The 25,213-nt window shown below is 60.2% G+C and carries 29 protein-coding genes; 13 read left to right on the forward strand and 16 right to left on the reverse strand.

Annotation, left to right across the window (positions count from 1 at the left end; all coding sequences use genetic code 11):
• A partial coding sequence (locus JBO08_RS28170; protein ID WP_258407217.1) for an AlgP family protein occupies positions 1 to 620 on the reverse strand: 620 nt, incomplete at its 3' end.
• 192 nt (positions 621 to 812) lie between these two features.
• On the opposite strand from JBO08_RS28170, the gene JBO08_RS13100 reads away from it, so the two are divergent.
• Positions 813 to 1,490 carry an FKBP-type peptidyl-prolyl cis-trans isomerase gene (locus JBO08_RS13100; protein WP_220074671.1) on the forward strand — a complete coding sequence of 226 codons (678 nt, stop codon included), beginning with the start codon at positions 813 to 815 and terminating at the stop codon, positions 1,488 to 1,490.
• Between the two features lie 53 nt (positions 1,491 to 1,543).
• On the opposite strand, the gene JBO08_RS13105 is transcribed toward JBO08_RS13100, so the two are convergent.
• The 7 genes from JBO08_RS13105 to JBO08_RS13135 form a co-directional block, all read right to left on the reverse strand.
• Entirely contained in the window at positions 1,544 to 2,002 is a 459-nt protein-coding gene (locus tag JBO08_RS13105; RefSeq protein ID WP_065875437.1) for an Rsd/AlgQ family anti-sigma factor, read from the reverse strand.
• Between the two features lie 208 nt (positions 2,003 to 2,210).
• Positions 2,211 to 2,732: a disulfide bond formation protein B gene (locus tag JBO08_RS13110; RefSeq protein ID WP_065910071.1), complete on the reverse strand. Its 522-nt coding sequence runs from the start codon at positions 2,730 to 2,732 to the stop codon at positions 2,211 to 2,213.
• A 237-nt stretch (positions 2,733 to 2,969) separates the two neighbouring features.
• A complete protein-coding gene (locus tag JBO08_RS13115; RefSeq protein ID WP_065910073.1) occupies positions 2,970 to 4,211 on the reverse strand; it encodes a heme biosynthesis protein HemY in 1,242 nt (413 codons plus the stop codon).
• 5 nt (positions 4,212 to 4,216) lie between these two features.
• Entirely contained in the window at positions 4,217 to 5,341 is a 1,125-nt protein-coding gene (locus JBO08_RS13120) for a uroporphyrinogen-III C-methyltransferase (protein ID WP_065910076.1), read from the reverse strand.
• Between the two features lie 41 nt (positions 5,342 to 5,382).
• On the reverse strand, positions 5,383 to 6,132 hold the full coding sequence (locus tag JBO08_RS13125) for a uroporphyrinogen-III synthase (RefSeq protein ID WP_065875441.1): 750 nt from the start codon (positions 6,130 to 6,132) through the stop codon (positions 5,383 to 5,385).
• Positions 6,129 to 7,070 carry a hydroxymethylbilane synthase gene (hemC, locus tag JBO08_RS13130; protein WP_065875442.1) on the reverse strand — a complete coding sequence of 314 codons (942 nt, stop codon included), beginning with the start codon at positions 7,068 to 7,070 and terminating at the stop codon, positions 6,129 to 6,131. Before hemC ends, JBO08_RS13125 begins: the two co-directional genes overlap by 4 nt.
• 138 nt (positions 7,071 to 7,208) lie before the next feature.
• Entirely contained in the window at positions 7,209 to 7,955 is a 747-nt protein-coding gene (locus tag JBO08_RS13135; protein ID WP_065875443.1) for a LytTR family DNA-binding domain-containing protein, read from the reverse strand.
• Between the two features lie 503 nt (positions 7,956 to 8,458).
• Between JBO08_RS13135 and argH the strand changes: the two genes are divergently transcribed.
• A complete protein-coding gene (gene argH, locus JBO08_RS13140; RefSeq protein ID WP_065875444.1) occupies positions 8,459 to 9,853 on the forward strand; it encodes an argininosuccinate lyase in 1,395 nt (464 codons plus the stop codon).
• A gap of 93 nt (positions 9,854 to 9,946) precedes the next feature.
• Here argH and JBO08_RS13145 read toward each other — a convergent pair whose 3' ends face one another.
• Entirely contained in the window at positions 9,947 to 10,606 is a 660-nt protein-coding gene (locus tag JBO08_RS13145; protein WP_065880242.1) for a glutathione S-transferase family protein, read from the reverse strand.
• Between the two features lie 126 nt (positions 10,607 to 10,732).
• On the opposite strand from JBO08_RS13145, the gene JBO08_RS13150 reads away from it, so the two are divergent.
• The 3 genes from JBO08_RS13150 (at position 10,733) to JBO08_RS13160 (ending at position 14,376) form a co-directional block, all read left to right on the forward strand.
• A complete protein-coding gene (locus JBO08_RS13150) occupies positions 10,733 to 11,017 on the forward strand; it encodes a hypothetical protein (protein WP_065875446.1) in 285 nt (94 codons plus the stop codon).
• Between the two features lie 96 nt (positions 11,018 to 11,113).
• Positions 11,114 to 11,368 carry a TIGR02647 family protein gene (locus JBO08_RS13155; protein ID WP_049710966.1) on the forward strand — a complete coding sequence of 85 codons (255 nt, stop codon included), beginning with the start codon at positions 11,114 to 11,116 and terminating at the stop codon, positions 11,366 to 11,368.
• 167 nt (positions 11,369 to 11,535) lie between these two features.
• The gene (locus JBO08_RS13160; RefSeq protein ID WP_065891322.1) at positions 11,536 to 14,376 is read left to right on the forward strand and encodes a class I adenylate cyclase; all 2,841 of its coding nucleotides are present in this window, start codon (positions 11,536 to 11,538) and stop codon (positions 14,374 to 14,376) included.
• 12 nt (positions 14,377 to 14,388) lie between these two features.
• Here JBO08_RS13160 and rnk read toward each other — a convergent pair whose 3' ends face one another.
• The 3 genes from rnk to cyaY all read right to left on the reverse strand — a co-directional run bounded on the left by rnk (position 14,389) and on the right by cyaY (position 15,487).
• On the reverse strand, positions 14,389 to 14,802 hold the full coding sequence (rnk, locus tag JBO08_RS13165) for a nucleoside diphosphate kinase regulator (RefSeq protein ID WP_065875448.1): 414 nt from the start codon (positions 14,800 to 14,802) through the stop codon (positions 14,389 to 14,391).
• A 131-nt stretch (positions 14,803 to 14,933) separates the two neighbouring features.
• Positions 14,934 to 15,152 (reverse strand): DUF1289 domain-containing protein, encoded by a 219-nt coding sequence (locus JBO08_RS13170; protein ID WP_065910078.1) that lies wholly within the window; start codon positions 15,150 to 15,152, stop codon positions 14,934 to 14,936.
• 2 nt (positions 15,153 to 15,154) lie between these two features.
• On the reverse strand, positions 15,155 to 15,487 hold the full coding sequence (cyaY, locus tag JBO08_RS13175) for an iron donor protein CyaY (protein ID WP_065875449.1): 333 nt from the start codon (positions 15,485 to 15,487) through the stop codon (positions 15,155 to 15,157).
• Between the two features lie 238 nt (positions 15,488 to 15,725).
• Between cyaY and JBO08_RS13180 the strand changes: the two genes are divergently transcribed.
• From JBO08_RS13180 to JBO08_RS13205, 6 genes are read left to right on the forward strand one after another with little or no spacing between them, the layout of a single operon-like run.
• On the forward strand, positions 15,726 to 15,893 hold the full coding sequence (locus JBO08_RS13180) for an LPS translocon maturation chaperone LptM (protein ID WP_017845169.1): 168 nt from the start codon (positions 15,726 to 15,728) through the stop codon (positions 15,891 to 15,893).
• Positions 15,894 to 15,902: 9 nt separating this feature from the next.
• On the forward strand, positions 15,903 to 17,150 hold the full coding sequence (lysA, locus tag JBO08_RS13185) for a diaminopimelate decarboxylase (protein WP_065880245.1): 1,248 nt from the start codon (positions 15,903 to 15,905) through the stop codon (positions 17,148 to 17,150).
• A gap of 3 nt (positions 17,151 to 17,153) precedes the next feature.
• Positions 17,154 to 17,984 carry a diaminopimelate epimerase gene (gene dapF / locus JBO08_RS13190; RefSeq protein ID WP_065875451.1) on the forward strand — a complete coding sequence of 277 codons (831 nt, stop codon included), beginning with the start codon at positions 17,154 to 17,156 and terminating at the stop codon, positions 17,982 to 17,984.
• Positions 17,985 to 17,997: 13 nt separating this feature from the next.
• The gene (locus tag JBO08_RS13195) at positions 17,998 to 18,714 is read left to right on the forward strand and encodes a DUF484 family protein (RefSeq protein ID WP_049710960.1); all 717 of its coding nucleotides are present in this window, start codon (positions 17,998 to 18,000) and stop codon (positions 18,712 to 18,714) included.
• 2 nt (positions 18,715 to 18,716) lie between these two features.
• The gene (gene xerC / locus JBO08_RS13200; protein WP_065875453.1) at positions 18,717 to 19,616 is read left to right on the forward strand and encodes a tyrosine recombinase XerC; all 900 of its coding nucleotides are present in this window, start codon (positions 18,717 to 18,719) and stop codon (positions 19,614 to 19,616) included.
• Positions 19,613 to 20,308 carry an HAD family hydrolase gene (locus JBO08_RS13205; protein WP_065875454.1) on the forward strand — a complete coding sequence of 232 codons (696 nt, stop codon included), beginning with the start codon at positions 19,613 to 19,615 and terminating at the stop codon, positions 20,306 to 20,308. The genes xerC and JBO08_RS13205 overlap by 4 nt, the downstream gene beginning before the upstream one ends.
• Positions 20,309 to 20,433: 125 nt before the next feature.
• Here JBO08_RS13205 and sutA read toward each other — a convergent pair whose 3' ends face one another.
• From sutA to glnK, 4 genes are all read right to left on the reverse strand, one after another.
• On the reverse strand, positions 20,434 to 20,766 hold the full coding sequence (gene sutA, locus JBO08_RS13210; RefSeq protein WP_065875455.1) for a transcriptional regulator SutA: 333 nt from the start codon (positions 20,764 to 20,766) through the stop codon (positions 20,434 to 20,436).
• Between the two features lie 103 nt (positions 20,767 to 20,869).
• On the reverse strand, positions 20,870 to 21,295 hold the full coding sequence (locus JBO08_RS13215) for a secondary thiamine-phosphate synthase enzyme YjbQ (RefSeq protein ID WP_049710956.1): 426 nt from the start codon (positions 21,293 to 21,295) through the stop codon (positions 20,870 to 20,872).
• Between the two features lie 211 nt (positions 21,296 to 21,506).
• Complete coding sequence (locus JBO08_RS13220; protein WP_220074670.1) at positions 21,507 to 22,844, reverse strand: ammonium transporter; 1,338 nt, start codon at positions 22,842 to 22,844, stop codon at positions 21,507 to 21,509.
• Positions 22,845 to 22,878: 34 nt separating this feature from the next.
• A complete protein-coding gene (gene glnK, locus JBO08_RS13225) occupies positions 22,879 to 23,217 on the reverse strand; it encodes a P-II family nitrogen regulator (protein WP_002555808.1) in 339 nt (112 codons plus the stop codon).
• 422 nt (positions 23,218 to 23,639) lie between these two features.
• Between glnK and JBO08_RS13230 the strand changes: the two genes are divergently transcribed.
• Together JBO08_RS13230 and JBO08_RS13235 are read left to right on the forward strand one after the other, a co-directional pair.
• Positions 23,640 to 23,900 carry an accessory factor UbiK family protein gene (locus tag JBO08_RS13230; RefSeq protein ID WP_065880248.1) on the forward strand — a complete coding sequence of 87 codons (261 nt, stop codon included), beginning with the start codon at positions 23,640 to 23,642 and terminating at the stop codon, positions 23,898 to 23,900.
• 17 nt (positions 23,901 to 23,917) lie between these two features.
• Positions 23,918 to 25,198 carry an MFS transporter gene (locus tag JBO08_RS13235; protein WP_065880249.1) on the forward strand — a complete coding sequence of 427 codons (1,281 nt, stop codon included), beginning with the start codon at positions 23,918 to 23,920 and terminating at the stop codon, positions 25,196 to 25,198.
• Positions 25,199 to 25,213: the final 15 nt, after the last annotated feature.

Here is a 25,213-nt window from a genome sequence, read left to right on the forward strand (position 1 = left end):
GTTTTAGCAGCTGGCTTCGCGGCTGGCTTTGCAGCAGCGGTTTTAGCAGCTGGCTTCGCGGCTGGCTTTGCAGCAGCAGTTTTAGCAGCTGGCTTGGCGGCCGGTTTAGCAGCAGCGGTTTTGGCAGCTGGCTTCGCGGCTGCTTTAGCAGGTGCCTTGGCGGCAGCAGCTTTGCTTGCAGGCTTCTTCGCCGCGCTTACTGCAACAGCTTTTGCAGGCGTACGGGCGCCCAACGCCTTAGCTACAGCTTCCTTCACACGACCAACGCCCTGGGCCAGTTTCAGGCTTTCCTGGGCATCTTTTTTGAGTTGGGAAATGTAGGTGCGGGTTTCAGCTTGGCGATCCTTGAGGGCGTCGAGCAGGTCCTCAAGTTCTTTGACAGCGTCTTTGGCTTTGGCTTGAGCCTTGGCCTTGCCGGCAGTGGCGGCATCTTGCAGTTTGGTGCGGGATTTGTGCAGCTTTTCTTGCGCTTTACCGCGTTGTTTTTCCAGCTTGGCGAGCAGTTTTTCTGCATCGGCCAAGGCTTGGGAACAAGCGCTTTCCAGATGCTCGAGCAAACTGCCCGAGAGTTGTTGGAGTAAATGCAACGGGGTATTAACAGGCTTCTGTTTGGCCGACATGGTTTACCTCCTGGCTGACTTGGGTGCGGCTCATACTAGCCCTCTGCTCTTACCGCCGCTAGGGCATGTTGACAGTATCATTTGACTTGCGTTGCACCGTACGAAAATTCTTATCGTTATAACGAAAGTACGCGGCACTTTTTACCCTCTCACACTGGCATAATCCGTCGCACTTTCGGCGGGAGACCACCCATGTCGCGTTACCTTTTTCTTGTGCTTGGCCTGGCGATTTCGGTGGCCAATGCGAGCGAGCAATCACCGTCCAAAACCACTGACCAAAATCAGCATGACCTCGCCTACAGCCTGGGCGCAAGCCTCGGTGAACGCCTGCGCCAGGAGGTCCCTGACCTGCAGATCCAGGCGTTGATCGACGGCCTAAAGCAAGCCTATCAAGGCAAGCCGCTGGCGCTGGACAACGCACGTATCGAACAGATTCTTGCCCAGCACGAAGCACAAAATGCAGCCGAAGCACAGGGACCTCAAAGCGAAAAAGCCCTGGCGGCCGAACAACAATTTTTGAGCAAAGAAAAAGCCGTAAAAGGCGTGCGCGAATTGGCGGATGGAATCCTGCTCACCGAACTCACTCCCGGCACGGGTGGAAAGCCCAAGGCCAGCGACCAGGTTGAAGTGAAATACGTGGGGCGATTACCCGATGGGACAGTGTTCGACCAGAGCACGCAACCTCAATGGTTTCGTCTGGACAGTGTGATCAGCGGCTGGAGCAGCGCGTTGCAACAAATGCCCGTGGGTGCGAAATGGCGATTGGTGATTCCATCGGCCCAGGCTTATGGCGCCGACGGTGCCGGCGAGTTGATCCCGCCTTATACACCGCTGGTATTCGAGATCGAGTTGCTCGGTACCCGTCCTTGACCCCATAAAAAACGGCGCGCCATGCGCACCGTCTTTCGTACCGCTGTCGAGGGTCAGGCCTGGGTAGCAGGCTCTTCTTTGTGAGCGTTGTGCAGCACTTCGATCAGGCAATCTTCCAACTCGAATCGCTCGTGCAGCAACGCGCCCAACTCTTTGAATTTTTCAGCAACACAGTTTCCGGCATCACACAGGTCGGTAAATGCCAGCAGCTTCTCGGTGATGACATCGATGCGCGGGTAAATGGTCTCAGCCAGGTCCAGGCCACGCTGATCATCGAAGGCTTCAGCCTCCTTGGTCAGTTGATCGAAGACACCAAAATGGCCAGCCGACAAGTAGTCCACCAATACCGCGCAGAAGTCCTGCAACGGCTCACGGTTCTCAGCCAGTGCCTCGGGCTTGGCGCCCAGCGCATCAAAGGACAGAACCAGTTCGTGACGCGCCTTCAGCCAATTGTCGATCAGCTTGTGCACCCCACCCCAGCGTTCCTGAGCATTCTGACAACTTTCCAGCATGATGATCTCTCTTCCCTATAGGGGCGCTGCCGCCTGGTGCCCGCGCAATACTTCAAGGATAAAGCGGCGCCGGACAAGGCCACATCTGACAAACGGTTTCAATAACACGTGCGGGCCAGATTATGCCCGCATGACTATGGCTTCAAGGTACGCAGGACAGAAAGTTCATACAAGTGTTTAATCCCGCTCTCCAAACTGCGACGGGCTTTCAGCGCCTCGCCGGGCGCGAACACTGGCTCAAAAACAGCCGTGAGAACTGCATGATGCCCAGGATCAACATCCCGATGAAGAACAGCAGGCTCCACTCGGGAAGGCTCAAATCAAACAGCGTCCAGTTGGTTTCCACGCAGTCGACAGTGCCTTTGAACGTCAACTGCAGGGCCTGCCAAAACGATAGGTTTTCGATCATGTAGTGCAGGCTGGGCCAGCAATCGGCAGCCTCATCCGGCGCGCCATTTTGCAGCAGCACCTGGCGCACGGCGGTAAGGGCGCCGAGCAAGGCACAGCCCATGCTTGCCAGCCCATACAGGCAGATAACGGAACGCTTGGGGTTATGGAGGGCGGCGACCAGGTTGATCAATGTGAAAGCGGCCAGGAACCCCCTTTGCATCTGGCATAGGAAACACGGACGCAACGAGACACCGAACTCGAGGTAAAAGGACGCACCCAACGTCAGCGTACCCGCCAGGAACGCGAGGAAAAACAAGGAGCGTGAAGGGGCCAAAGACATGCTTTATCCGCATCGCGAAAGATAGGTCGCTACGGTAGAGGAAAGCCCTGACCGCTTTCAATACATGCCAGAGCAGACGATTCCGCGAGAAGGTAAGGACTTTCCGTCAGAAGATGGAAGACCTTGGGCAATCGAGCGTCGGACTTTGCCGCCGAACGCTTGCCCGCCAGTCTTTTCGAGCTAACGAAAGGTTGGCTGTCAGATACGTCTGAGCCAACCCTTGCCAACTGTCCTACTTCAAACCCGAGCAGGGACAGGTAGCGGAGACGCCAGTAAACGGTTATCCAGCAGTCCAAGTCCCTCTTGAAACAGCTGGTTACTACGCTCGGTGTCACCCAGTTGGGCCAACAAGCGAGCGAGCTCGGCACAGGCCTCGGGATTACGCTGCACTTGAAGGCTGCTCTCCAGATAATCCCGCGCCTTGCCCCACAGGCTGTTTTGCAGGCACAGGCGGCCCAACGTCAGCAGCAGGCTGGCATCACCCGGGTGGTCCTTGAGCCAGCCCTCGGCAAACTTCAACTGCCGAGCTGGATCACTGCCACGCAGCAAGCCGTATAGTCGGATCAGGTGGCTGTCGTAGCCACGCTTGATGGCGCCACGCAGCGCTTCCTCGGCCTTGGCATCGGCGCCCAATTGGCGCAGTTGCTCGGCGTAAGCCAGAACCAGTTGCGGCTCTTGGCGCTGGGCTGAAGTGAGTTGCTGCCAGGCCCGCTCAAGGGACTGCAAACCGGCTTCGCCCTGCTCTTCTCGCTGGGCAGCCAGGCTCAGGTTCTCACCCCAGGCACGGCGTTCAAGCTCAGCCAGTTCGCTGGCAGGCAGGACTTTATCCTTGCGCAGCTCCGGCAACAGGCGGATCACCGACGACCAATCGCCCCGCTGCTGATGCAGGCGCTGCAATTGACGCAAGACCTGGCCGTTATGCGGGTGACGCTCGTGCATCGCCTGCAAGGTGGTGAGTGCACCGTCGGTATCGCCGCGGTCCAGTTGCAGTTGCGCATGGCTTAAGGCAACTGCCAGCTCGGCCTGGGGCTGACGCTCCAGCGCTCTCTCCAGCAAGCCGTCGGACTCTTCATAACGACCCTGCTCATTCGCAGCGCGCGCGGCGCCGAGGTAGTACAGCAATGGCTGGCGCTCGGCTTCGGCGGCGCGATGCAGGTGGCGCTCGGCACTGGCCCAGCGGCCCTCGGCGAGGTCCATCTGGCCTTGCTCGATGGCGATCTGCACGCGGCGGCTGCGGTTACGCCGCGACCACGGGTTGACCACGCCACCGGAGGTGGTGACCAGGCTCAAGAGCACACGGATCAGGTAGATCACCAAACCAATGGCAAACACCGCCACCACCGTCGCCCACAAGCTCGACTCGTAGTGCAGCACATGAGGGTAAGTAATCAACACATAGCCGGTGTGTTTCGAAATGCCCACAGCCAGCGCCAGCGCGATTGCAATCGCCAGCACCAGGATCACATAGAAACGTTTCATCGGCTCTACTCCTGCTTCGCCGACGTAGCCGCCGGTGTGGCCGCTGCCTTGGCTTCGTCAGCAGACAGATGACGACGCTCAAGATACGCCTGCACAGCAGCCAGGCTCGCGGCCAGGTCCGGCGTCACCACCGACACCGCCTTGGGCTCAAGTTCGGCGATACGCGCGAGCATCGCCTTGCTCTGCGGGTTGTCCTGGTTAAAGTTATCCTGCAACACGCTACGCGCCTCGCCGAGGGAGCGGCTGTACACAGCCGACTCCCCGTTGAGCGCCGCCCATTGCGCCTGCTCCAGGGCCAGGCTCAACGCCAGGCGCACCTGGTTCAGGCCTTGGCCGGCCAGCAGTGGGCGAATGTTGTCATCCGGATTGAAGTCGATGCGGAAATAACGGGAAATCTGCTCCCACCATTGGCGCCAACGGCTGTCCGTATCCGTGGTCGGACGCCCGTCGGAAGCAGGCTCGGTCAGTTGATATTCCGGCGCAATCGCAGCCAGCTGCACGACTTGGTCACGCAAGGCCGCCAATTGCAGGTACAGCCCAGTGCGATCCGGCTGCTCGGTGCTGCGCAGCGCTGCAAGGCTCTTGGCCAACTGCTCACGGGCGGCGTAGGAACCTGGATCGCTTTGCTCGCGAAGAATCTCGTCGGCGCCCTGCACCAGCGCCTGGGCGCTATTGATATCTTGCAAGGCAGACAGACGCAGGCTCGCCAGGCGAATCAAGTGTTCAGCCTCGGCCAAACGCCAGTCCTTGCGGCTGGATCCCAACACGGTCTCAAGGCGCTGGCTCAGGCGCTGCTGATCGCCCTGCAACTGGGCCACCAGGCGACGGCGCTCCTCCAGCTCATCCGTACCCGGCAACTGCGCCAGCCGCGCGGCCAGTTGTTGCTGGCTCTGCTTGAGGGACTGGGATTGGTCATCGAGGGTCTGCACTTGGCCCAGCTGTTGCTGGCTGCTGGCTTGCAGGGCGCGGACCTGCCAGATCCCCCAACCGCCGGCGGCAACACCGGCGGCGCCGAGCAGCAAGGCGACGACTGCCAGGCCATTGCCACGGCGCGGCGCGGTGACCGGTGACTCAACCGGCGCACCAAGTGCGGGTTGGGCTTCATCTTTAGGCAAGGCTGTTTCGCTCACGTATCCGTCCTTTGCGTTTCAGAGAGTGACTACGGCATGCCTCATAGGGCAACGCTGCGTAACGCCACTAACAAAGCCGCGGCACTCGCACCGCGGCAATCCACAACTTTTTCTGCGCCAGCGCCCCGCGCCATCTCGAAGACTCGCGGGCTCGGCACGAACAACGGCAGCTGTGCCACCTGTGGCCAATCGGCTCCGGCCAAGGCGTGCAGGTGCAAAAAACCCTGCCCACTGCTGACCACCAGGCCGTTCAAGCGTTCCAACTGGATGCGTTGCATCAGTACCCCGGCGTCGTAGGCCGGAAGGAAACGGCGATACAATTCCAGATAGTCGACACTAGCACCACTCGCGCGCAAACGCTCCGCCAGCAGCTCGCGACCGCCCTCGCCCCGCAGGATTAACACGCGTGCATCCGGGCGAGCGATAGCCTCGCGCAACGCAGGCAATTGAAGCAAGGCCTCGCTGTCATCGCCAGTAGGGGGATAGTGAACGTTGAGGCCGTGTTCGGCCAGTACCTGCGCAGTGGCTGCGCCGACGCTGAACCACGGCAGTCGCGGCCATGCTCGATCCAGCTGTCGCACGGCCAAGCGCGCGGCGGGCTTACTGACGACAATCACCGCACAATAGCGGCCCAGGTCGCGCAAGACTGCCAGCTGTTCAGGTGTAACGGGAAGCGGCTCGATGTCCAACAACGGTAGGCTGCTGCTGAAAATGCCGGCGCCGGCCAACGTCCCCGCCAGGGCCAACGACTCCTCGGCAGGCCGCGTCAGCAGCACACGCCATTCGGTCACTGCGGACCGGCCTCGCCGTAGATTTTTTGCAGGATGGCACCGGCGCCTTTGTCCAACAGCTCTTCGGCCACCTGGATGCCCAGTGCCGTCGCGTCACGCTGCGGGCCGCGCACCTCGGCCGTCAGCAAGGTGCCACCTTCCGGGTCCCCTACCAGGCCGCGCAACCACAGGTTTTCACCTTCGAGCACGGCGTAGCAGGCGATTGGCACCTGGCAGCCACCGTTGAGGTGCTTGTTCAGGGCACGCTCGGCCGTGACGCGCACTTCGGTGTCGTGGTGATCCAGGGGTTTGAGCAGGGCGTGGATTTCACTGTCGGCGGTACGACACTCGATGCCAACGGCGCCTTGCCCACCTGCGGGCAGGCTGTCCTCGACGCTGATGGCCGAGGTGATACGGTCTTCGAAACCCAGGCGGATCAGGCCCGCCGCTGCGAGGATGATCGCGTCATATTCGCCGGCGTCCAGCTTCGCCAGGCGGGTGTTGACGTTGCCACGCAGAAATCGGATCTGCAGGTCCGGGCGGCGGGTCAGCAGCTGTGCCTGGCGGCGCAGGCTCGAAGTGCCGACGATGCTGCCCAGGGGCAATGCTTCCAGGGACGCGTAAGTGTTGGAAACGAAAGCATCGCGCGGGTCTTCGCGTTCGCAGATGCAAAACAAACCCAGGCCTTCAGGGAAGTCCATGGGCACGTCTTTCATCGAATGCACGGCGATGTCGGCTTCGTTCTCCAGCAGCGCTGTTTCCAGTTCCTTGACGAACAAACCCTTGCCGCCGATCTTCGACAGAGGCGAGTCGAGCAGCTTATCGCCACGACTGACCATAGGCACCAGGGACACCTTGAGGCCAGGGTGGGCCAGCTCCAGGCGTGCTTTGACGTATTCGGCCTGCCACAAGGCCAGGGCGCTTTTACGGGTGGCGATGCGGATTTCGCGAGAGGACATGGATCAATCCGTACTGAAAAGATATGACGGATAATAACAGCTCAGGGAAATACGCTTTGATTTGAATCAGCAAGTGCGGGGCCTCCCTGGCCACAACGCACCGGGATAAGGAATGCAGGCCTCGCCACAGACGCTGGGCTAAAGCTGCTGCATCATCTTGCGCACGCCGGCAACATGCCTTCGGCTGACGATCAACGCATCGCCGTTAAGGCCTTTCAGGAATAGCTGAAAATGACCCAGGGGCGTGCGTTGCAGGCGTTCAATTCGCTCGCGGGCCACCAGCGCGTTGCGGTGGATACGCACGAAGCGGTCGCCGAACTCATCCTCAAGCGCCTTGAGCGGCTCATCAAGCAACACTTCGCCGCCTTGGTGGCGCAAGGTCACATACTTGTGATCGGCAATAAAATAGACCACCTCGCCCAGAGGGATCAGTTCAATGCCTTTGCGTGTACGGGCACTGATATGGCTGCGTGGCCCATTACCACTTTGAGCGGCTGGCTGAGTGAGCGCGGCGAGCTGTATGCGGGTTGGGCGCTCGGCCTTTTTCAGGGCCTTGAGCAATGCTTCGCCCGCCACCGGTTTGATGAGAAAGCTGACTCCGCTGTCTTCCAGCGTCTGCGCAGAAAACTCTTCGCCCGTTGCACAGAACACTACGGCCGGTGGGGACTCTCGCTCGCTCAGTCGGGCGGCAACTTGCAGGCCGTCAAGGCCCGGCATACGGATATCGAGCAACACCACGTCAGGCTTGAGGCTGTCGATCAGCGTCAACGCCTCTTCGCCCGTGGTGGCGCTCGGCTCTAATACTGCATAACCCTCGAGTTCACTGACCAGACGGCTCAGTCGCTCGCGGGCTTGGGGTTCGTCATCAACGATCAGGACATTCATATTGCGCTGGATTCCTGCGTGAGTCTCGCACAAGGATAGCGTAGACAGGTGCGGTGACTTGCGTCACAGCGATCCACGCTAAGACTAGCGCGAGCGGCAAAAAGTGCCCTGAGAGTGGCACCCATATTTACCCGGACCTGTTCAATAGCGCCCAAGACCTGCTGCCTTCGGGCATCGTCGTAGGGTTTGCTGATACACAATCGAATACCCCCCTTTCTAATGGATAGTCTGGGCTATGACCGCATCACCCGACTTTGGTGCATTCACACACTATCAGTCCAACTGTAGACGCTCGCTGAGACGACATTGCTGAATCGACAAATATCGTTTCAATAAGCCCCTGTACCCAGTCTCGTCCCGGACGCGGTCGGCGGCAAGGCACTTAGCCATCGTTTGCATAAATAAAAATGCCGACGACCCGCAGCCCCGCCTCCACGGGCAACCCTGTTATCATCGCCGGCACAACTCCATGCCTCTTTATTAAGCAGATCACGAGCGAATCCATGAGCACCGACAAGACCAACCAGTCCTGGGGCGGCCGCTTCAGTGAACCCGTCGACGCCTTCGTCGCCCGCTTCACCGCCTCCGTCACCTTCGACCAGCGCCTGTACCGCCACGACATCATGGGCTCCATCGCCCACGCGACGATGCTGGCCAAGGTCGGCGTGCTGACCGACGCCGAGCGCGACAGCATCATCGACGGCCTGACCACCATTCGTGGTGAGATCGAAGCTGGCACGTTCGACTGGCGCGTCGACTTGGAAGACGTGCACATGAATATCGAGGCGCGCCTCACCGACCGCATCGGTGTGACCGGTAAGAAGCTGCATACCGGGCGCAGCCGTAACGACCAGGTGGCCACCGATATTCGCCTGTGGCTGCGTGATGAAATCGACCTGATCCTGTCCGAAATCACCCGCCTGCAGAAAGGTTTGCTGGAACAGGCCGAGCGCGAATCAGACACCATCATGCCGGGCTTCACTCACCTGCAGACCGCCCAGCCTGTGACCTTTGGCCACCACCTGCTGGCCTGGTTCGAAATGCTCAGCCGCGACTACGAGCGCCTGGTGGATTGCCGCAAGCGCGCCAACCGCATGCCCTTGGGCAGCGCCGCGCTGGCTGGCACCACCTACCCGATCGACCGCGAATACACCGCGCAGCTGCTGGGCTTCGATGCCGTCGGTGGCAACTCGTTGGATGGTGTGTCAGACCGTGACTTCGCCATTGAATTCTGCGCCGCGGCCAGCATCGCGATGATGCACCTGTCGCGCTTCTCGGAAGAGCTGGTGCTGTGGACCAGCGCGCAGTTCCAGTTCATCGACCTGCCGGACCGCTTCTGCACCGGCAGCTCGATCATGCCGCAAAAGAAAAACCCCGACGTGCCAGAACTGGTACGTGGCAAAAGCGGCCGTGTATTCGGCGCGCTGATGGGCCTGCTGACCCTGATGAAAGGCCAACCCCTGGCCTACAACAAGGACAACCAGGAAGACAAAGAACCGCTGTTCGACGCCGCCGACACCCTGCGTGACTCGCTGCGCGCGTTTGCCGACATGATCCCGGCGATCAAGCCCAAGCACGCGATCATGCGTGAAGCGGCACTGCGCGGGTTCTCCACCGCGACCGACCTGGCGGACTACCTGGTGCGCCGTGGCCTGCCGTTCCGCGACTGCCACGAAATCGTCGGCCACGCCGTGAAATATGGCGTGGACACCGGCAAGGACCTGGCGGAAATGAGCCTGGAAGAACTGCGCACGTTCAGCGACCAGATCGAACAGGATGTGTTTGCCGTGCTGACCCTGGAAGGCTCGGTGAATGCCCGTAATCACATCGGCGGTACTGCGCCGGCGCAGGTGAAGGCAGCTGTCGTGCGCGGCCAGGCCCTCCTCGCCAGCCGATAAAAGCATCGCAGGCAAGCCAGCTCCCACAGGAAATCGCATTCCAAGGTGGGAGCCGGGCTTGCCCGCGATAGCGTCCTGCCAGACGCCAAAGGTCTATTTTTTGGCAGCGATCATCGCCATAAACGCCGGCATTGCGGCCTCCCTGTCCGCTGCCACTTTCTGAGCGTTGGGCATGGCATGCAACCTTTCCAGCAACGCCTTGGCCGCCGGCATCTCTGCCAGCAAATCCATTCCAAACAGCTTCTCGCCCACCGCACAGGCGAGGTTCACGCTGTACATGAAATACAAATCCGCAATCGTGAAACGCTCCCCTGCCACAAACGGCGCGAACTTGCCGTGCCTGCCCAGCGCACTCAAGCCCAACAGCAATTCGGCCTTGGACTTCTCCTTGATCGCCTCCGGCACCGGCATACCAAAAAACGCCTCGGCAAAACACGCCCGCGCGGGCAGTTCGATGTACAACTCGATTTCCCGGCATAGCGCCAGCACCTGTGCACGCTGGAACGGCTCGGCCGGCAGCAGTGCAGGCCCTTCCTGGGTGTGCTCGATGTATTCGAGAATCACACTGGTCTCGTTGATAAAACCCTGTTTAACGCCCAGCACCGGCACTTTGCCACGTGGGCTGACTGCCAGGGCTTCGGGGGTTTGTCCGGCATAAAAAGGCACCTCTTCGAAAGCTAGCTCTTTCTCTAACAGCGCCAGCTTGACCATGTTGTAGTAGTTGCTGACCGAGAATCCGTAGAGTTTGAGCATTGCGGTTGCCTCCGAGCCGGGAATGGGGTTGGCTGCATGCGTTATAGCTCCCCGTGCCGGGCCTTGCCAGCAGCATCACCGGCTTGAATGGGGGTAGACTGGCGCCCTTTCCCAGAGGAGCCTGCCATGAGCGAGCCGACCGATATCGACAACGACGAAGAAGAATTCACTGAAACCACCCTGATCGAAGCAATCGAAAACCAGATCGAGAGCGAAAACCCACCCGCCGCCAAGGCAACTTTCAACAAGCTGACCCTGGTGGGTTATGAGCGTGAAGAAATCCTGCAACTGATGGCCCACGTGCTCGCTGTCGAGATAGATGCGCTACTGGAAGAGGACCGTGCTTTCAATACCGAATGGTATGAAACTGCACTGCGTGCACTGCCGGAATTGCCGCCCGAAAAGCAATAAATCCAACACGCAGCAACACACTGGACAGTTCGGCAAAGTGCGTTCACCTTATGGCCTGCTAGCCTCTAATAAATTCTTAGAAAGTCTGGAGTCCTTATGTCGTTTACCCCTGAGTTGGTTGCCGAACTGGAAATCCTTGTACTCTTCAGCCTGGATAGCACCCAGGAAGGTCTGAAAGTCCATCAGACCGCTGCCCCTACTGCCATCGCCGCTGCCAAGCGCCTGTTCGAGAAAGGACTGATCGATCAGAAAGACGGGGGCTACCTGACCCCACTTGGCCGGGATGCCGCAGAACAAGCCAAAACCCTGCTGACCATCCTGACCACCGTCACCGCCAAAGAAGCCGCCTGATACCTGATACGCCCATGGAGTCCGCCACTTGCGGATTCCGCGGGTGTTGCTGCGCAAGTGCGAAAATTCTGACGTCAAAAACCATTTCCCGCTAAACCTCCTACGCTACTGGCTGTAAACTCCTACATGGCCGCCCACGTCGGGCTCTGCGAGCCACCGACTTCGACATGACCCGCACCCATGAAATCCGCCCCGACCTGGACGAAGGCATCGACCGCAAGGTGCTGGCCCAACTGCGCGCGCGGTTCATGGCCCTCAACGAAGGCCGCATGGCGCGCGCCATCGAGGGACTGACCCCACGCCAGCAAAGCGTGTTGACCCTATTGCCGCTGTTTTTCCACGTCAACCATCCACTGCTGCCGGGCTATGTGTCGGGCAGTACGCCGGCCGGATTATCCAACTTTGAGCCCGACACCCAAGCCCTGACAGAAGCCCAGCGCCTCACCCGTTCGTTCTCCTACAAACCACGTCACGGCAACCCGCCACGTCCGATTCACGGACTGTTTTTGATGGGCAGCCTCGGCACCCTGGCCCAGGCCGACCAGAGCGATATGGACGTGTGGGTCTGCCACGCGGCGGACCTCAGCGAAAATGAACTGGCTGAACTGCGCAAGAAATGCCAACTGTTGGAAGCCTGGGCGCTGACCATGGGCGCAGAGGCCCACTTTTTCCTGATCGAGCCGACACGCTTTGTGCTCGGCGAGCGCGACACCCAGCTCAGCTCGGAAGACTGCGGCACCACCCAGCATTACCTGCTGCTGGACGAGTTCTACCGCACCGCCATCTGGCTGGCCGGGCGTACGCCAATCTGGTGGCTGGTGCCGGTGTATGAAGAACCCCGCTACGCCGAGTTCACCCACACGCTGATTTCCAAGCGCTTTATCCGCGCCGATGAAACCCTCGATCTTGGCCATCTGGCACGGATTCCCCCAGGTGAATTCATCGGTGCCGGGCTGTGGCAATTGTTCAAAGGCATCGAGTCACCCTACAAATCGGTGCTCAAACTGCTGCTGATCGAGGTCTACGCCAGCGAACACCCTAACGTGCAGTGCCTGAGCCTGCGCTTCAAGCGGGCGGTGTTCGCCAACCAGATGGACCTGGACGAGCTGGACCCGTACATCGTGGTGTACCGCCGCATCGAGGAATACCTCAAGGCCCGAAACGAGCCCGAGCGCCTGGAACTGGTGCGGCGTGCGCTGTACCTGAAGGTCAACTGCAAGCTCACCGCCGGTCAACGTAGCACCAGTTGGCAGCGCTTGCTGCTCGAACGCCTGGCACATGAGTGGGACTGGGACCAACGCCAACTGGCGCTGCTGGACAGCCGCAGCCAGTGGAAAGTGCGCCAAGTCGCCTCCGAGCGTCGCGCCTTGGTCAACGAACTGAATTACAGCTACCGCTTCCTGACCCAGTTCGCCCGCACCGAGCAGACCGTCAGCCTGATCAACAAGCGTGACATCAATGTGCTGGGCAGGCGCCTGTACGCCGCCTTTGAACGCAAGGCCGGCAAAGTCGAGTTCATAAACCCCGGCATCGCCCCGGACTTGGCCGAAGACACCTTGACCCTGGTGCAATCGCCCAACCGCAAGGAGCCCGGTCAGCACCACTGGGGTTTGTACAACGGCAACCTCACTGCACTGGAATGGGAACACTTCGCGCCGATCAAGCGCAGCCGTGACCTGTTGGAGATGCTCACCTGGTGCCACCGCAACGGCGTGATCGACAGCAGCACCCGCCTGGCCTTGCACCCCGGCACCAGCGACATGACTGAGTTCGAGTTGTTCAACCTGCTGGGCAGCTTGCAACAGACCGTCGCCCTGCCCCTGGCCAGCGTTGATGAAGAGCGCCTGCTGCGTTCGGCGGTGCCCGAGGAAGTGTTGCTGCTGATCAACGTTGGCGTTGATCCGCTCAAGCACCACCGCGACCTGAATATCCTGATGACCACCGAGCGCACCGACTCCCTGAGTTATGCCGGCGTGCGCGACAACCTGGTGCTGACCCTGGACCAGGTCACGCTCAATAGCTGGAACGAAGTGATGGTCAGCCGCTACGACGGCCCCCACGCACTGCTCGACTGCCTGCGCGACTACCTCAACCAGTTGCCGCCGGACCACCTGCCACGGCTACGAGTGCGCTGCTTCTGTCACAACCGTGCGCAGTTCATTGCCCAACGCGTGGAAGAAATCTTCGACACTGCGCAGCACCTGCTGCTGGGTCAGTCCAATCATCGCTACCTGCTGCAAGTGCAGCAGCACTATCACGTGATGGAGTTGATGCCAGGCCAAGCCACCCACGTTTCCCTGGCGACCCAGGAGGCGCTGATCGCCTACCTCAGCGAAGAACTTGCCAGCTACAGCCCGCTGCACCTGGATGCCATGGCCTTGGAAGAGCACGACCTGGCGCTGCTGCTGCCGATGGGCATGCCCGATTGCGTGCAGGTGTTCTATCGGGTCAGCGAAGGCTCTGCCGAATTGTATGTGCTGGATGAGTTCAACGCACTCTGGCAACAACGTCTGCCGTTTCATGATGAGCAGAGCTTGCTGGCGCCGTTGCAGCGCTTTTTGCAGTCGATTATTTATCGACGGGATGCGTTGTCGCCATTGGACCAGCAAGAACCGCTGGGGGCCGTGCAAGTCATGTATTACCAGCTATTGCCCTCCGGCAGCGGTCGCGCACGGAGCATCGAGCCTCGACCAGCACCGGTGAATCTGGCAAACAAACCGTTTTATGACGTGCAGGCAATTATCGGCAAGGCCGCGCCGGGCCAGGTGGGCATTACACTGTATTGCAATCAGCGGGAGTTTTCCGAACTGGAGTTTGGCGACCAGCTGTTTGCAGTGGTCGCCCAGCAAATCGTCGGGCAACGCCAGGAAACAGAGCGTTACCGCTGTTACATCACCGATCTGGACCTGTCCGGCCTGCTCGGTGATGTACAAAGCCCGAGCAACCTTTACTTGCGTTACAAGGCCGAACTGGAGCTGTCGCTCAATGAGGCGCTGAGCCAGATTTAGAGCGACTCTGTTTTAAAGAGAGAAAGGGCCGCCGTCTTTGGGCTGACCTTCCACACTGAGCAATTCCAGCTTGAGGGTCTTGCCGCCGGGGGCCGGCCAGTCGATATGCTGGCCCACTTGCAGGCCGAGCAACGCACTGCCCATCGGCGCCAGGATCGAAATCTTGCCTTCGTCGGCGTTGGCGTCCTTGGGATAAACCAAGGTCAGGTGATAGTCCTTGCCGCTGCCTTGCTCGCGGCAATGCACGCTGGAGTTCATGGTCACGACACTTGCAGGCACTTCATCGTGGCCAACCACGTCTTCGGCGCGGTCGAGTTCGTGTTGCAACGCTTCGACACCGGGAAACTCGTCGCCCAAGCGGTCGATCAGTTGCTCCAGACGCTGCACGTCAAGACGGGTGAGGATGATGGACGGTGCGGTGGTCATGATTCAGGCAGACTCCTTTTTTCTGCACAAAAAAGCAAAACCCCGCCAGGAAAAGGCGGGGTTCTCACGGGCCTCGATGAGTTGAGGCGTACCCGGACACTACCACAGCGTCACAAATAAACAAGACGGCCTCAGGCGTGGGCCCGGCGCTGCTCAGCCTCGGCACAGATCACTCGGCGCCGCGCGTCGTCGGCAGAGCGCCATTCGCGGATATCTTCCACGTGTCGGAAGCAACCGATGCAGACTTTCTGCTCGTCCAGGCGACACAAACTGATACAAGGTGACGGCACCGCCGGGCTGACATTGCTGAACAGCGGTTTCGGCGGGCGTACGGGGGCTGGCTGGCTCACTATCAGATCTCGTCGAAATCCAGGTCGGCACCGGCTTGTTCCAAGACCAGGCGCGCGAGCATTTCGCTGAGCAGCTCATCGCTGCTATCGCACTGCCAGTTATTGTCTTCTTCGTTGAAGTCGAAGTGAAAGCCACCGGAACGCGCGGCCAGCCAAAGCTGGCGCAGCGGCTCCTGGCGACTGAAGATCAACTGGGAGCCATTCTCAAACTTGACGGTCAGCACGCCGGCCGAGTTTTCCAGGTCCACGTCCAGGCCGCTGTCGTCGAAAATATCTTCCAACTTCTCCTGGGTCGAATCCACTAGGTCGTGAAAACGGGCTTCGGTCAAACTCATTGTGGCAACCTCAAAAGTGTCTGGTTTTGCTCAAGCGCCGCACGATACGGGCGAGCCCCGCCGATTGCAAAGGATACCGATTTCAACACGATTGACGGCGTGAAATATCCTCAAACAGCGTAGTGCGCTTCCCGACTATCTCGGCAAACCCCCGCCAGACGGGTATTCCGGCGCATAGGCAAGCTGGCGGGTGGTCGGTATACTCGGGCGCAATTAATGCATATTCAAGGATTTCGCCATGAAGCGCCTGATCTCTTCCCTTGCTGCGCTCGTCGCGGTCGCTTGCCTCGTTAGTGCCTGTGGTCAAAAAGGCCCGCTGTACCTGCCCGATGACAGCAAAGACCCGAATGAACAGGCGCAATCGTCGCAGAAACCAGCCAAAGCGCATAAGCACGACACCTACTAAGGGAACCCCATGGACGCTTTTAACTACCGGGACGGCGAGCTGTTCGCGGAAGGCGTGGCGTTGTCCGCGATTGCCGAGCGCTTTGGTACCCCGACCTATGTGTACTCCCGTGCGCATATCGAAGCCCAGTACCGCTCTTTCACCGACCCACTGAACGGCGTGCCGCACCTGGTGTGCTACGCGGTCAAGGCCAACTCCAACCTGGGTGTACTGAATGTCCTGGCGCGCCTGGGCGCTGGTTTCGACATCGTGTCCCGTGGCGAGCTGGAACGCGTACTGGCTGCCGGTGGCAAGGCTGACAAGATCGTCTTCTCCGGCGTCGGCAAGAGCCGCGAAGACATGCGCCGCGCCCTCGAAGTCGGTGTGCATTGCTTCAACGTCGAATCCACCGACGAGCTGGAGCGCCTGCAAGTCGTGGCCGCCGAGATGGGCGTTCGCGCGCCGATCTCCCTGCGCGTCAACCCGGACGTTGACGCCGGCACCCACCCGTACATTTCCACCGGTCTCAAAGAGAACAAGTTCGGCATCGCCATTGCCGACGCCGAAGACGTATACATCCGCGCCGCGCAGTTGCCGAACCTGGAAGTATTGGGCGTCGACTGCCATATCGGCTCGCAACTGACCAGCCTGCCTCCATTCCTCGATGCGCTCGACCGCCTGCTGGCGCTGACCGACCGCCTCGGCGAGTGCGGCATCTACCTGCAACACATCGACCTGGGGGGTGGTGTGGGCGTGCAGTATCGCGACGAGGAGCCGCCGCTGATCGCCGATTACATCCAGGCTGTGCGCGAGCGCACTGAAGGCCGCGGCCTGACCCTGATGTTCGAGCCGGGCCGTTATATCGTCGCCAACGCAGGCGTGCTGCTGACCCAGGTCGAGTACCTCAAGCACACCGAGTACAAGGACTTCGCCATCGTCGATGCGGCGATGAACGACCTGATCCGCCCGGCGCTGTACCAGGCCTGGATGAATGTCACCGCCGTGACGCCTCGCGCAAGCGAAGCCCGCGCCTATGACATTGTCGGCCCGATCTGCGAAACCGGCGACTTCCTGGCCAAGGATCGTCAGCTTGCGCTGGAGGAAGGCGATCTGCTGGCCGTGCATTCGGCCGGTGCCTACGGGTTTGTCATGAGTTCCAACTACAACACCCGCGGGCGTGCCGCCGAGGTGCTGGTGGACGGTGAACAAGCGATTGAAGTGCGTCGCCGCGAGACGGTAGCCGAGTTGTATGCTGGCGAAAGCCTGCTGCCGGAGTAAGCCATGCTGCTGCGTTTTACCAAGATGCACGGGCTGGGCAATGATTTCATGGTCCTCGACCTGGTCAGCCAGCACGCGCACATCCTGCCCAAACACGCTAAACAGTGGGGCGACCGTCATACCGGCATTGGTTTCGACCAATTGCTGCTGGTGGAAGCACCGACCAACCCGGAGGTGGATTTCCGTTACCGGATCTTCAACTCCGACGGTTCCGAAGTGGAACAGTGCGGCAATGGTGCGCGCTGCTTCGCGCGCTTTGTGCTGGACAAGCGCCTGACCGCCAAGCGGCAGATCCGCGTTGAGACCAAGAGCGGCGTGATCGAGCTGGACATCCGCAGCGACGGCCAGATCAGCGTCAACATGGGCGCGCCACGCCTGGTGCCAGCGGACATTCCGTTCCAGGCCACTGAACAAGCCTCCAGCTATGCCGTTGAGGTCGACGGTAAGATCGTCGACCTGGCCGCCGTGTCCATGGGCAACCCCCATGCCGTCCTGCGGGTCAACGACATCAACAATGCGCCCGTGCATGAATTGGGGCCGAAGATCGAACACCACCCGCGCTTTCCGGCACGGGTCAATGTGGGCTTCCTGCAGGTGATCGACCGTTCCCGCGCGCAATTGCGTGTGTGGGAACGCGGCGCCGGCGAAACCCAGGCCTGCGGCACCGGTGCTTGCGCCGCTGCCGTGGCCGCGATTAGCCAGGGGTGGATGGATTCGCCGCTGTTGATCGACCTGCCCGGTGGACGGTTGTCCATCGAGTGGGCAGGCCCTGGCCACCCGGTGATGATGACCGGGCCGGCCTCGCGCGTATACGAAGGACAGGTCCGTCTATGAGTGAGCCAAGCCAATGACCGATAAGCCTCAAGTACCCGCACACGCTACCCCGAGCGACAGCCTGGAGGCCGCTGCCGTCGCGGCGTACCTTGAGGCGAATCCGGACTTCTTTGTCGAACACGAAGAACTGCTGCCGGCCCTGCGCATCCCCCACCAGCGCGGCGACACCGTGTCGCTGGTGGAGCGGCAGATGAAGATCCTGCGCGAGCGCAATATCGAAATGCGCCATAAGCTTTCGCACCTGATGGACGTCGCCCGCGACAACGACCGCCTGTTCGACAAGACTCGCCGTCTTATTCTTACGCTGATGGACGCCACCAGCCTGGAAGAAACGGTGATCGCCGTGGAAGACAGCCTTCGCCAGGACTTCCAGGTGCCCTTTGTCAGCCTGATCCTGTTCAGCGACAACCCGATGCCGGTAGGTCGTTGGGTCAGCGGCAGCGAAGCACAAACGGCGATTGGCGGCCTGCTCTCCGAAGGCAAGACGATCAGCGGCACCTTGCGCGAGCATGAGCTGGACTTCCTGTTTGGCGCCGAACAGCGCCAGCAGATCGGCTCCACCGCCGTGGTCGCCCTCAGCCATCAAGGCTTGCACGGCGTGCTGGCGATCGCCAGTCGCGACCCTCAGCACTACAAGAGCTCAGTAGGCACGCTGTTTTTGACCTACATCGCGGAAGTGCTGGGCCGCGTCTTGCCGCGCTTCACCACCGCCCTGCGCGCGGTGCGCTAGCGATGGAACGGCAACTGGACGCTTACTGCGCTCACCTGCGCAACGAGCGCCAGGTGTCGCCCCATACCTTGGAAGCCTACCGACGGGACTTGAACAAGGTCTTGGCGTACTGCGAAAAACAACAGATCAGCAGCTGGAAGGCCTTGGATATCCAGAGCCTGCGCAGCCTGGTCGCGCGCCTGCACCAGGCGGGCCAATCTTCGCGCAGCCTGTCGCGCCTGCTCTCGGCGGTCCGCGGGCTTTATCATTATCTGAACCGTGAAGGCCTGTGCGACCACGACCCGGCCAATGGCCTGTCGCCGCCAAAGGGCGAGCGGCGCCTGCCCAAGACCCTGGACACCGACCGCGCCCTGCAACTGCTCGAGGGTGCCGTCGAGGATGACTTCCTGGCCCATCGCGACCAGGCGATCCTTGAGCTGTTCTATTCATCAGGCTTGCGTCTCTCGGAGCTGACCGGCCTGAACCTGGATCAACTCGACCTCGCGGACGGCCTGGTGCAAGTGCTCGGCAAGGGCAGTAAGACCCGAGTGCTGCCCGTAGGCCGCAAAGCGCGGGAGGCCTTGCAGTTGTGGCTACCGCTACGTCTATTGACCAACCCGGCAGACGACGCGGTGTTTGTCAGCCAGCAAGGCCGCCGCCTGGGGCCACGGGCGATTCAAGTGCGGGTCAAGGCGGCGGGTGAGCGCGAATTGGGGCAAAACCTGCACCCACACATGCTGCGACACTCCTTTGCCAGCCATATGCTGGAATCGTCTCAAGACTTGCGCGCAGTTCAAGAGCTGCTCGGCCACTCTGACATCAAGACCACGCAGATCTACACCCATCTGGATTTCCAACACTTGGCAACCGTGTACGACAGCGCCCATCCAAGGGCCAAACGCATCAAGGGCGGCGACTCATGAGTATCAAGCTGATCACCTTCGACCTGGACGACACACTCTGGGACAACGTACCCGTCATCATCAGCGCCGAAGCGTCGATGCGTGAATGGCTGGTCACCCACGCGTCCAAGGTCGGCGACCTGCCTCTGGAGCATTTCGCCACTCTGCGCCAACAGGTGCTGGAGCGTCATCCTGAGCTGAAACACCGTATCAGCCTGCTGCGCCACCGGGTGTTGATGCATGCATTTGAAGAGGCCGGTTATCCACAGCCTCAGGCCAGGGAGATGGCGGACGTGTGTTTCGAAGCATTCATCCATGCGCGGCACCAGATCACCCCATTCCCCGAAGCCGAGCCGATGCTGCAAGCGCTACGCCAGCACTTTCTGCTGGGGGTGATCACCAACGGCAACGCCGATGTGCAGCGGGTGGGCCTGGCGGATTATTTCCACTTTGCGCTGCGTGCCGAAGACATAGGCATCGCCAAGCCGGATGCGCGATTGTTTCAGGAAGCGTTGCAGCGCGGTGGCGTGGACGCCAGCGCAGCGGTGCATATTGGCGATCATCCAGGGGATGACATTGCCGGGGCACAGCAGGCGGGGCTTCGGGCGGTGTGGTTCAATCCGGCGGGCAAGGCTTGGGAGGGGGAAAAACGCCCGGATGCGCAGATTCGAAGCCTGACGGAGTTGCCAGCATTGCTGGGTAGCTGGAACTAACACCGAACCCAATGTGGAGCTGGCTTGCCTGCTCCCACAGAGTATTACGGCAGACCGCGAATTTTGTTCCACCCATGAAAAACCCGCAGCGACGGCGGGCTTTTCACGCAAGCATGCAATTGACCTTAGATAGGCCGGCTGCCGTACTTGTTATCAGGCTTCTTCGGCGGGTCTGCCACCACGTTAGCCTCGACTTCGACCACTTTGCCGCCTTTAGCGAGGAATTCTTCCATCGCACGGGCCAGGGCGTCGCGCTCTTTGTTCTTGGCTTCAACGCTTGGCAATTCATCTACCGACACAGCTGCCTTGGCTTTGCCTTTGGCTGCTTTGACAGGTGCGTCATCACCAGCGTCATCACCTTCGTCAGCAACGTCTTCGACCGCCGCTTCAAGACCTTCCTCGGTCTCGTCGTCGTCACCTACTTCGAGTTCGTCGTTTTCCAGATCATCGTCGCTCATGTTCTACCTCATGACTTGCGAAAAGCAGATTAGTTATAGCCCAGCTTCACCCTCTGTCGACGGCTGCCGGAAAAAAATCAACATCCACCGGATAACCAGTGGCTTACGCCCCATCACCGTGCAAGGTGGCGAGGACTTTACGAGCACCGCCATGATCACGGTGCTCGCCCAGATAAACACCTTGCCAGGTCCCTATCGCCAAGCGGCCGGCCTGCACCGGCAAACTCAGCTGGCAGCCCAGGAGACTGGCCTTGAAATGCGCCGGCAGGTCATCCGGACCTTCGTCGTTGTGTTCGAACCCTGCACGCCCTTGCGGCACCAGCGAGTTGAAAAAACGTTCGAAGTCACGGCGAACCGCCGGGTCGGCATTCTCGTTGATGGTCAACGAGGCCGAGGTGTGCTGCAGCCACAAATGCAACAAGCCCACGCGACAGGCCTTCAATTCAGGCAAGCCGGCCAGCAACTCATCGGTCACCAGGTGAAAGCCCCGGGGCTTGGCCCGCAGGGTAATCAAGGTCTGTTGCCACATACAGTTCTCCGCCCATCGGCGCGCATTCTAGCGCGCTCTGGGAAAAAACAAAGTGCCGAATACGCCTACATGCCTGTAAGACATTGGCACGCTGAAAAGCGCCGTGTGCATCCCATCACAAACGCTGCTTAAAAACCGGTACAGCTTGGTATGACTGACAAACGCCAGGCAAAAAAATGCCCGGCAAGCCGGGCATCTTTTTTTCGCGTAATTACAAGTTGTAACCGCGCTCGTTGTGTTGCGCCAGGTCGAGGCCGACAGCCTCTTCCTCTTCGGTGACACGCAGGCCCATGACCATGTCCAGCACCTTGAGGATGATGTAGGTCACGATAGCCGTGTAGATCACGGTGAAACCTACGCCTTTGCACTGGATCCAGACCTGTGCAGCCACGTCAGTCACAGTGCCGAAGCCGCCCAGTGCCGGGGCTGCAAACACACCGGTGAGGATCGCACCGACGATACCGCCGATACCGTGCACGCCGAACGCGTCCAGGGAGTCGTCGTAGCCCAGCTTGCGCTTAAGGCTGGTGGCGCAGAAGAAGCAGATCACACCGGCGACCAGACCGATCACCAGGGCGCCCATCGGGCCGACGGTGCCGGCAGCCGGGGTCACTGCAACCAAGCCAGCCACTACGCCCGAGGCGATACCCAGTGCGCTTGGCTTACCGTGAGTGATCCACTCAGCGAACATCCAGCCCAGCGCCGCAGCAGCGGTAGCGATCTGGGTAACCAGCATCGCCATGCCGGCGGTGCCGTTGGCGGCAGCAGCGGAACCGGCGTTGAAGCCGAACCAGCCCACCCACAGCATGGCCGCGCCGATCAGGGTGTAACCCAGGTTGTGCGGTGCCATTGGGGTGGTCGGGAAGCCTTTGCGCTTGCCGAGCACGATGCACGCTACCAGGCCAGCCGCACCGGCGTTGATGTGCACCACGGTGCCGCCAGCGAAGTCCAGCACGCCCCAGTCCCACAACAGGCCACCGTTACCGCTCCAGACCATGTGCGCGATTGGCGCATAGACCAGGGTGAACCAGATAGCCATGAAGATCAGCATCGCGGAGAACTTCATGCGCTCGGCGAAGGCACCGACGATCAGCGCCGGGGTGATGATGGCGAAGGTCATCTGGAAGGTGATGAACACCGCTTCAGGGAACAGTGCCGCAGGCCCGGTGATGCTGGCCGGGGTAACGCCCGCCAGGAACGCCTTGCCCATGCCGCCGAAGAAGGAGTTGAAGTTGACGACGCCCTGCTCCATCCCAGTCGTATCAAACGCGATGCTGTAGCCGTAGACGACCCACAGGATGCTGATCAGGCCGGTGATGGCAAAGCACTGCATCATCACGGAAAGAATGTTTTTGGAGCGCACCATGCCGCCGTAGAACAGCGCCAGGCCTGGAATGGTCATGAACAGCACCAGCGCGGTGGACGTGAGCATCCACGCGGTGTCGCCGGAATTGAGGACTGGAGCCGCCACTTCGTCTGCCGCCATGGCCAGGCTTGGCATTACGATGGACAACAGGGCTCCGAGCCCTGCGAATTTACGCAGAGTCATATTGTTTTCTCCTGGGGCGTTGGGGTTTGGCGGCTTAGATTGCGTCGGTATCGGTTTCGCCGGTACGGATGCGAATAGCCTGTTCCAGATTGACCACGAAGATCTTGCCGTCACCGATCTTGCCGGTGTTGGCGGCCTTGGTTATCGCCTCGATAACCCGGTCAAGATCCTTGTCGTCAATGGCGACATCAATCTTCACCTTTGGCAGGAAATCGACCACGTATTCCGCGCCGCGATACAGCTCGGTGTGACCCTTCTGCCGACCGAAGCCTTTGACCTCAGTAACGGTAATGCCCTGCACGCCGATCTCGGACAACGACTCGCGTACATCGTCCAACTTGAACGGCTTGATGATGGCAGTGACTAGCTTCATGAAAACTCTCTCCCGAATTGGTGGACTTGCCCCAGGAAAACAAACCCGTCTCAAGTCTAAGCGCAGTGCCTGGCTTTGTAACGCGTCGTCGCCTCGGCATTTGCCTCTGCGACGCCAGCAAACCACTGGTGACGAAACCTGTACCCCTGATCCGTCGGCGCACTGCATTCGTCACAGCGACTGCATCAGTGCATGGGTCATGATCGTCTAAGCAGAAACCTTGCCAGCTCCGTAAAAATCACTGAAATCAGTCCTTTGCCCACTTATGCCCACCTGCAGGACCTAATGGCGGCGGCAATGCGCACAAAAACAGTGCGCCAGCGCCCAACCCTCTGCGCGAAAAGCGTGCGTGCGCCGCCATGAAAAAGACTATAGACGCTGCGTGATACACTGCCGGCCAACAGTTTTCCGGAATATTTCCCATGCTCGCGCCCAAAGACCTCCTCGACGCCCTGAGCGGCCACGCCTCTCGCTTGTTCAACGGTGATACCCCGTTGCCTCGCAATGAGATCGAAAGCCAATTCAAGGCATTACTGCAAAGCGGCTTCAGCAAACTTGATCTGGTCAGCCGGGAAGAGTTCGATAGCCAGATGGTGGTGCTTGCCCGCACGCGTGCGCGATTGGAGACCCTGGAGGCTAAAGTCGCGGAGTTGGAAGCACGGTTGACGCCAGCGGGCGATTAACCGGCATCAAATCCTCCATGTGGGGCTTGCCCGCCCTTGACCGGCGCCTGCTGAAAATACAATTCAGCTTTTTGCTGGTGGTGCTGGGTGGACGCTGCAACCAGCTGGCTGTAGCGTGGTGGGCCTTGCAGGAAACCGGTTCCGCCCTCGCCTTCGCCAACATGATCGCCTGTTCAATCGCGGCGGAAGTGCTCGCCCGGCCACTGCTGGGATGGCTGGGTGACAAGTACAACAAGATTCTGATCCTCAAGCTGGCCTCCCTGACAAGCGTGCTGACCGCGTTGCTGATGGTTGTGCTATCCGCTACGCAGTTGTTCAACCCGTGGAGCGTCGGCGCCCTGATGCTGGTCGGCAGTGCCGTCGCCGGCGTGCGCGACCCGCTGCAATCGTCGATTATTCCGTTGTTCGCAGGCGCCGATCAGGTCTCACTCGCCGTTCGCACCAAAAGCATGCTGTCGTCCATTGCCAACTTGCTTGGCCCCGTCATTGCCAGCGCGCTGATTTTCGGTTTTGGAACCACGCTGACTTTTACCGTCGACTGTTTTGCGATGCTGGGAGCGGCACTGTTGGTTGCAACGGTCCCAAGCCAGCTCGGCGCCAGTGCTCCGGATGAACAAGCGCCAACCTCCAACGGCTTCAGAATGATTTATTCGGGATTCAAGGCGGTCTATGGCGTGAAAGTCGAGTTCTACCTCGCCCTCGTGGCGATGCTCGTCAATTTTGCCCTCTTTCCGTTCTTTACCATCCTGCTGCCGTTGTATGTGAAGACGGTTATCCAGTACCCGGTGACCTACCTCGGCCTGCTGGATGCGTGTTTCGGCCTGGGCATTTTGGCGGGCAGCTACAAGATCGTCGGCTGGCTGGGCGAGCGTGTGCCCCGTGACCTCTGTGTCGCTGCGGGGTTTGCACTGTTGGGGGGCAATATGTGGGTGGCCGGTACGCTCTCGTCGACGTTCGTGGTACCGCTGGCGTTTTTCTGCGGCGGGGTCGGGCTGATGCTGATCAACATTCCGACCTCTGCCGTCAGGTTGCTGGCGACACCCAAGCAGCATCGCAATCGGATCTTTGCCACCGTGTCCTTCCTCTCCGCAGCCGCCAGCCCGCTGGGCAGTTTTGCCATGAACGGCCTGATCGCTCACCTCGGTGTCGCACTGACCATCACGTCACTGGGTGCGATGGTGCTGGGGTTATCGCTGCTGGTGTTCCTGATTCCCGATTTCCGCACCTTCATGCGCTCCCCCGACACACAACTCAGCGATGCTTATCTGGATAAATATCCCGACGCCTTTGCGCGTTGATACGTCCTGTAAAAG

This window comes from Pseudomonas sp. LAP_36 (assembly GCF_019456785.1).
GTDB classification, from domain to species: Bacteria; Pseudomonadota; Gammaproteobacteria; order Pseudomonadales; family Pseudomonadaceae; genus Aquipseudomonas; species Aquipseudomonas tritici.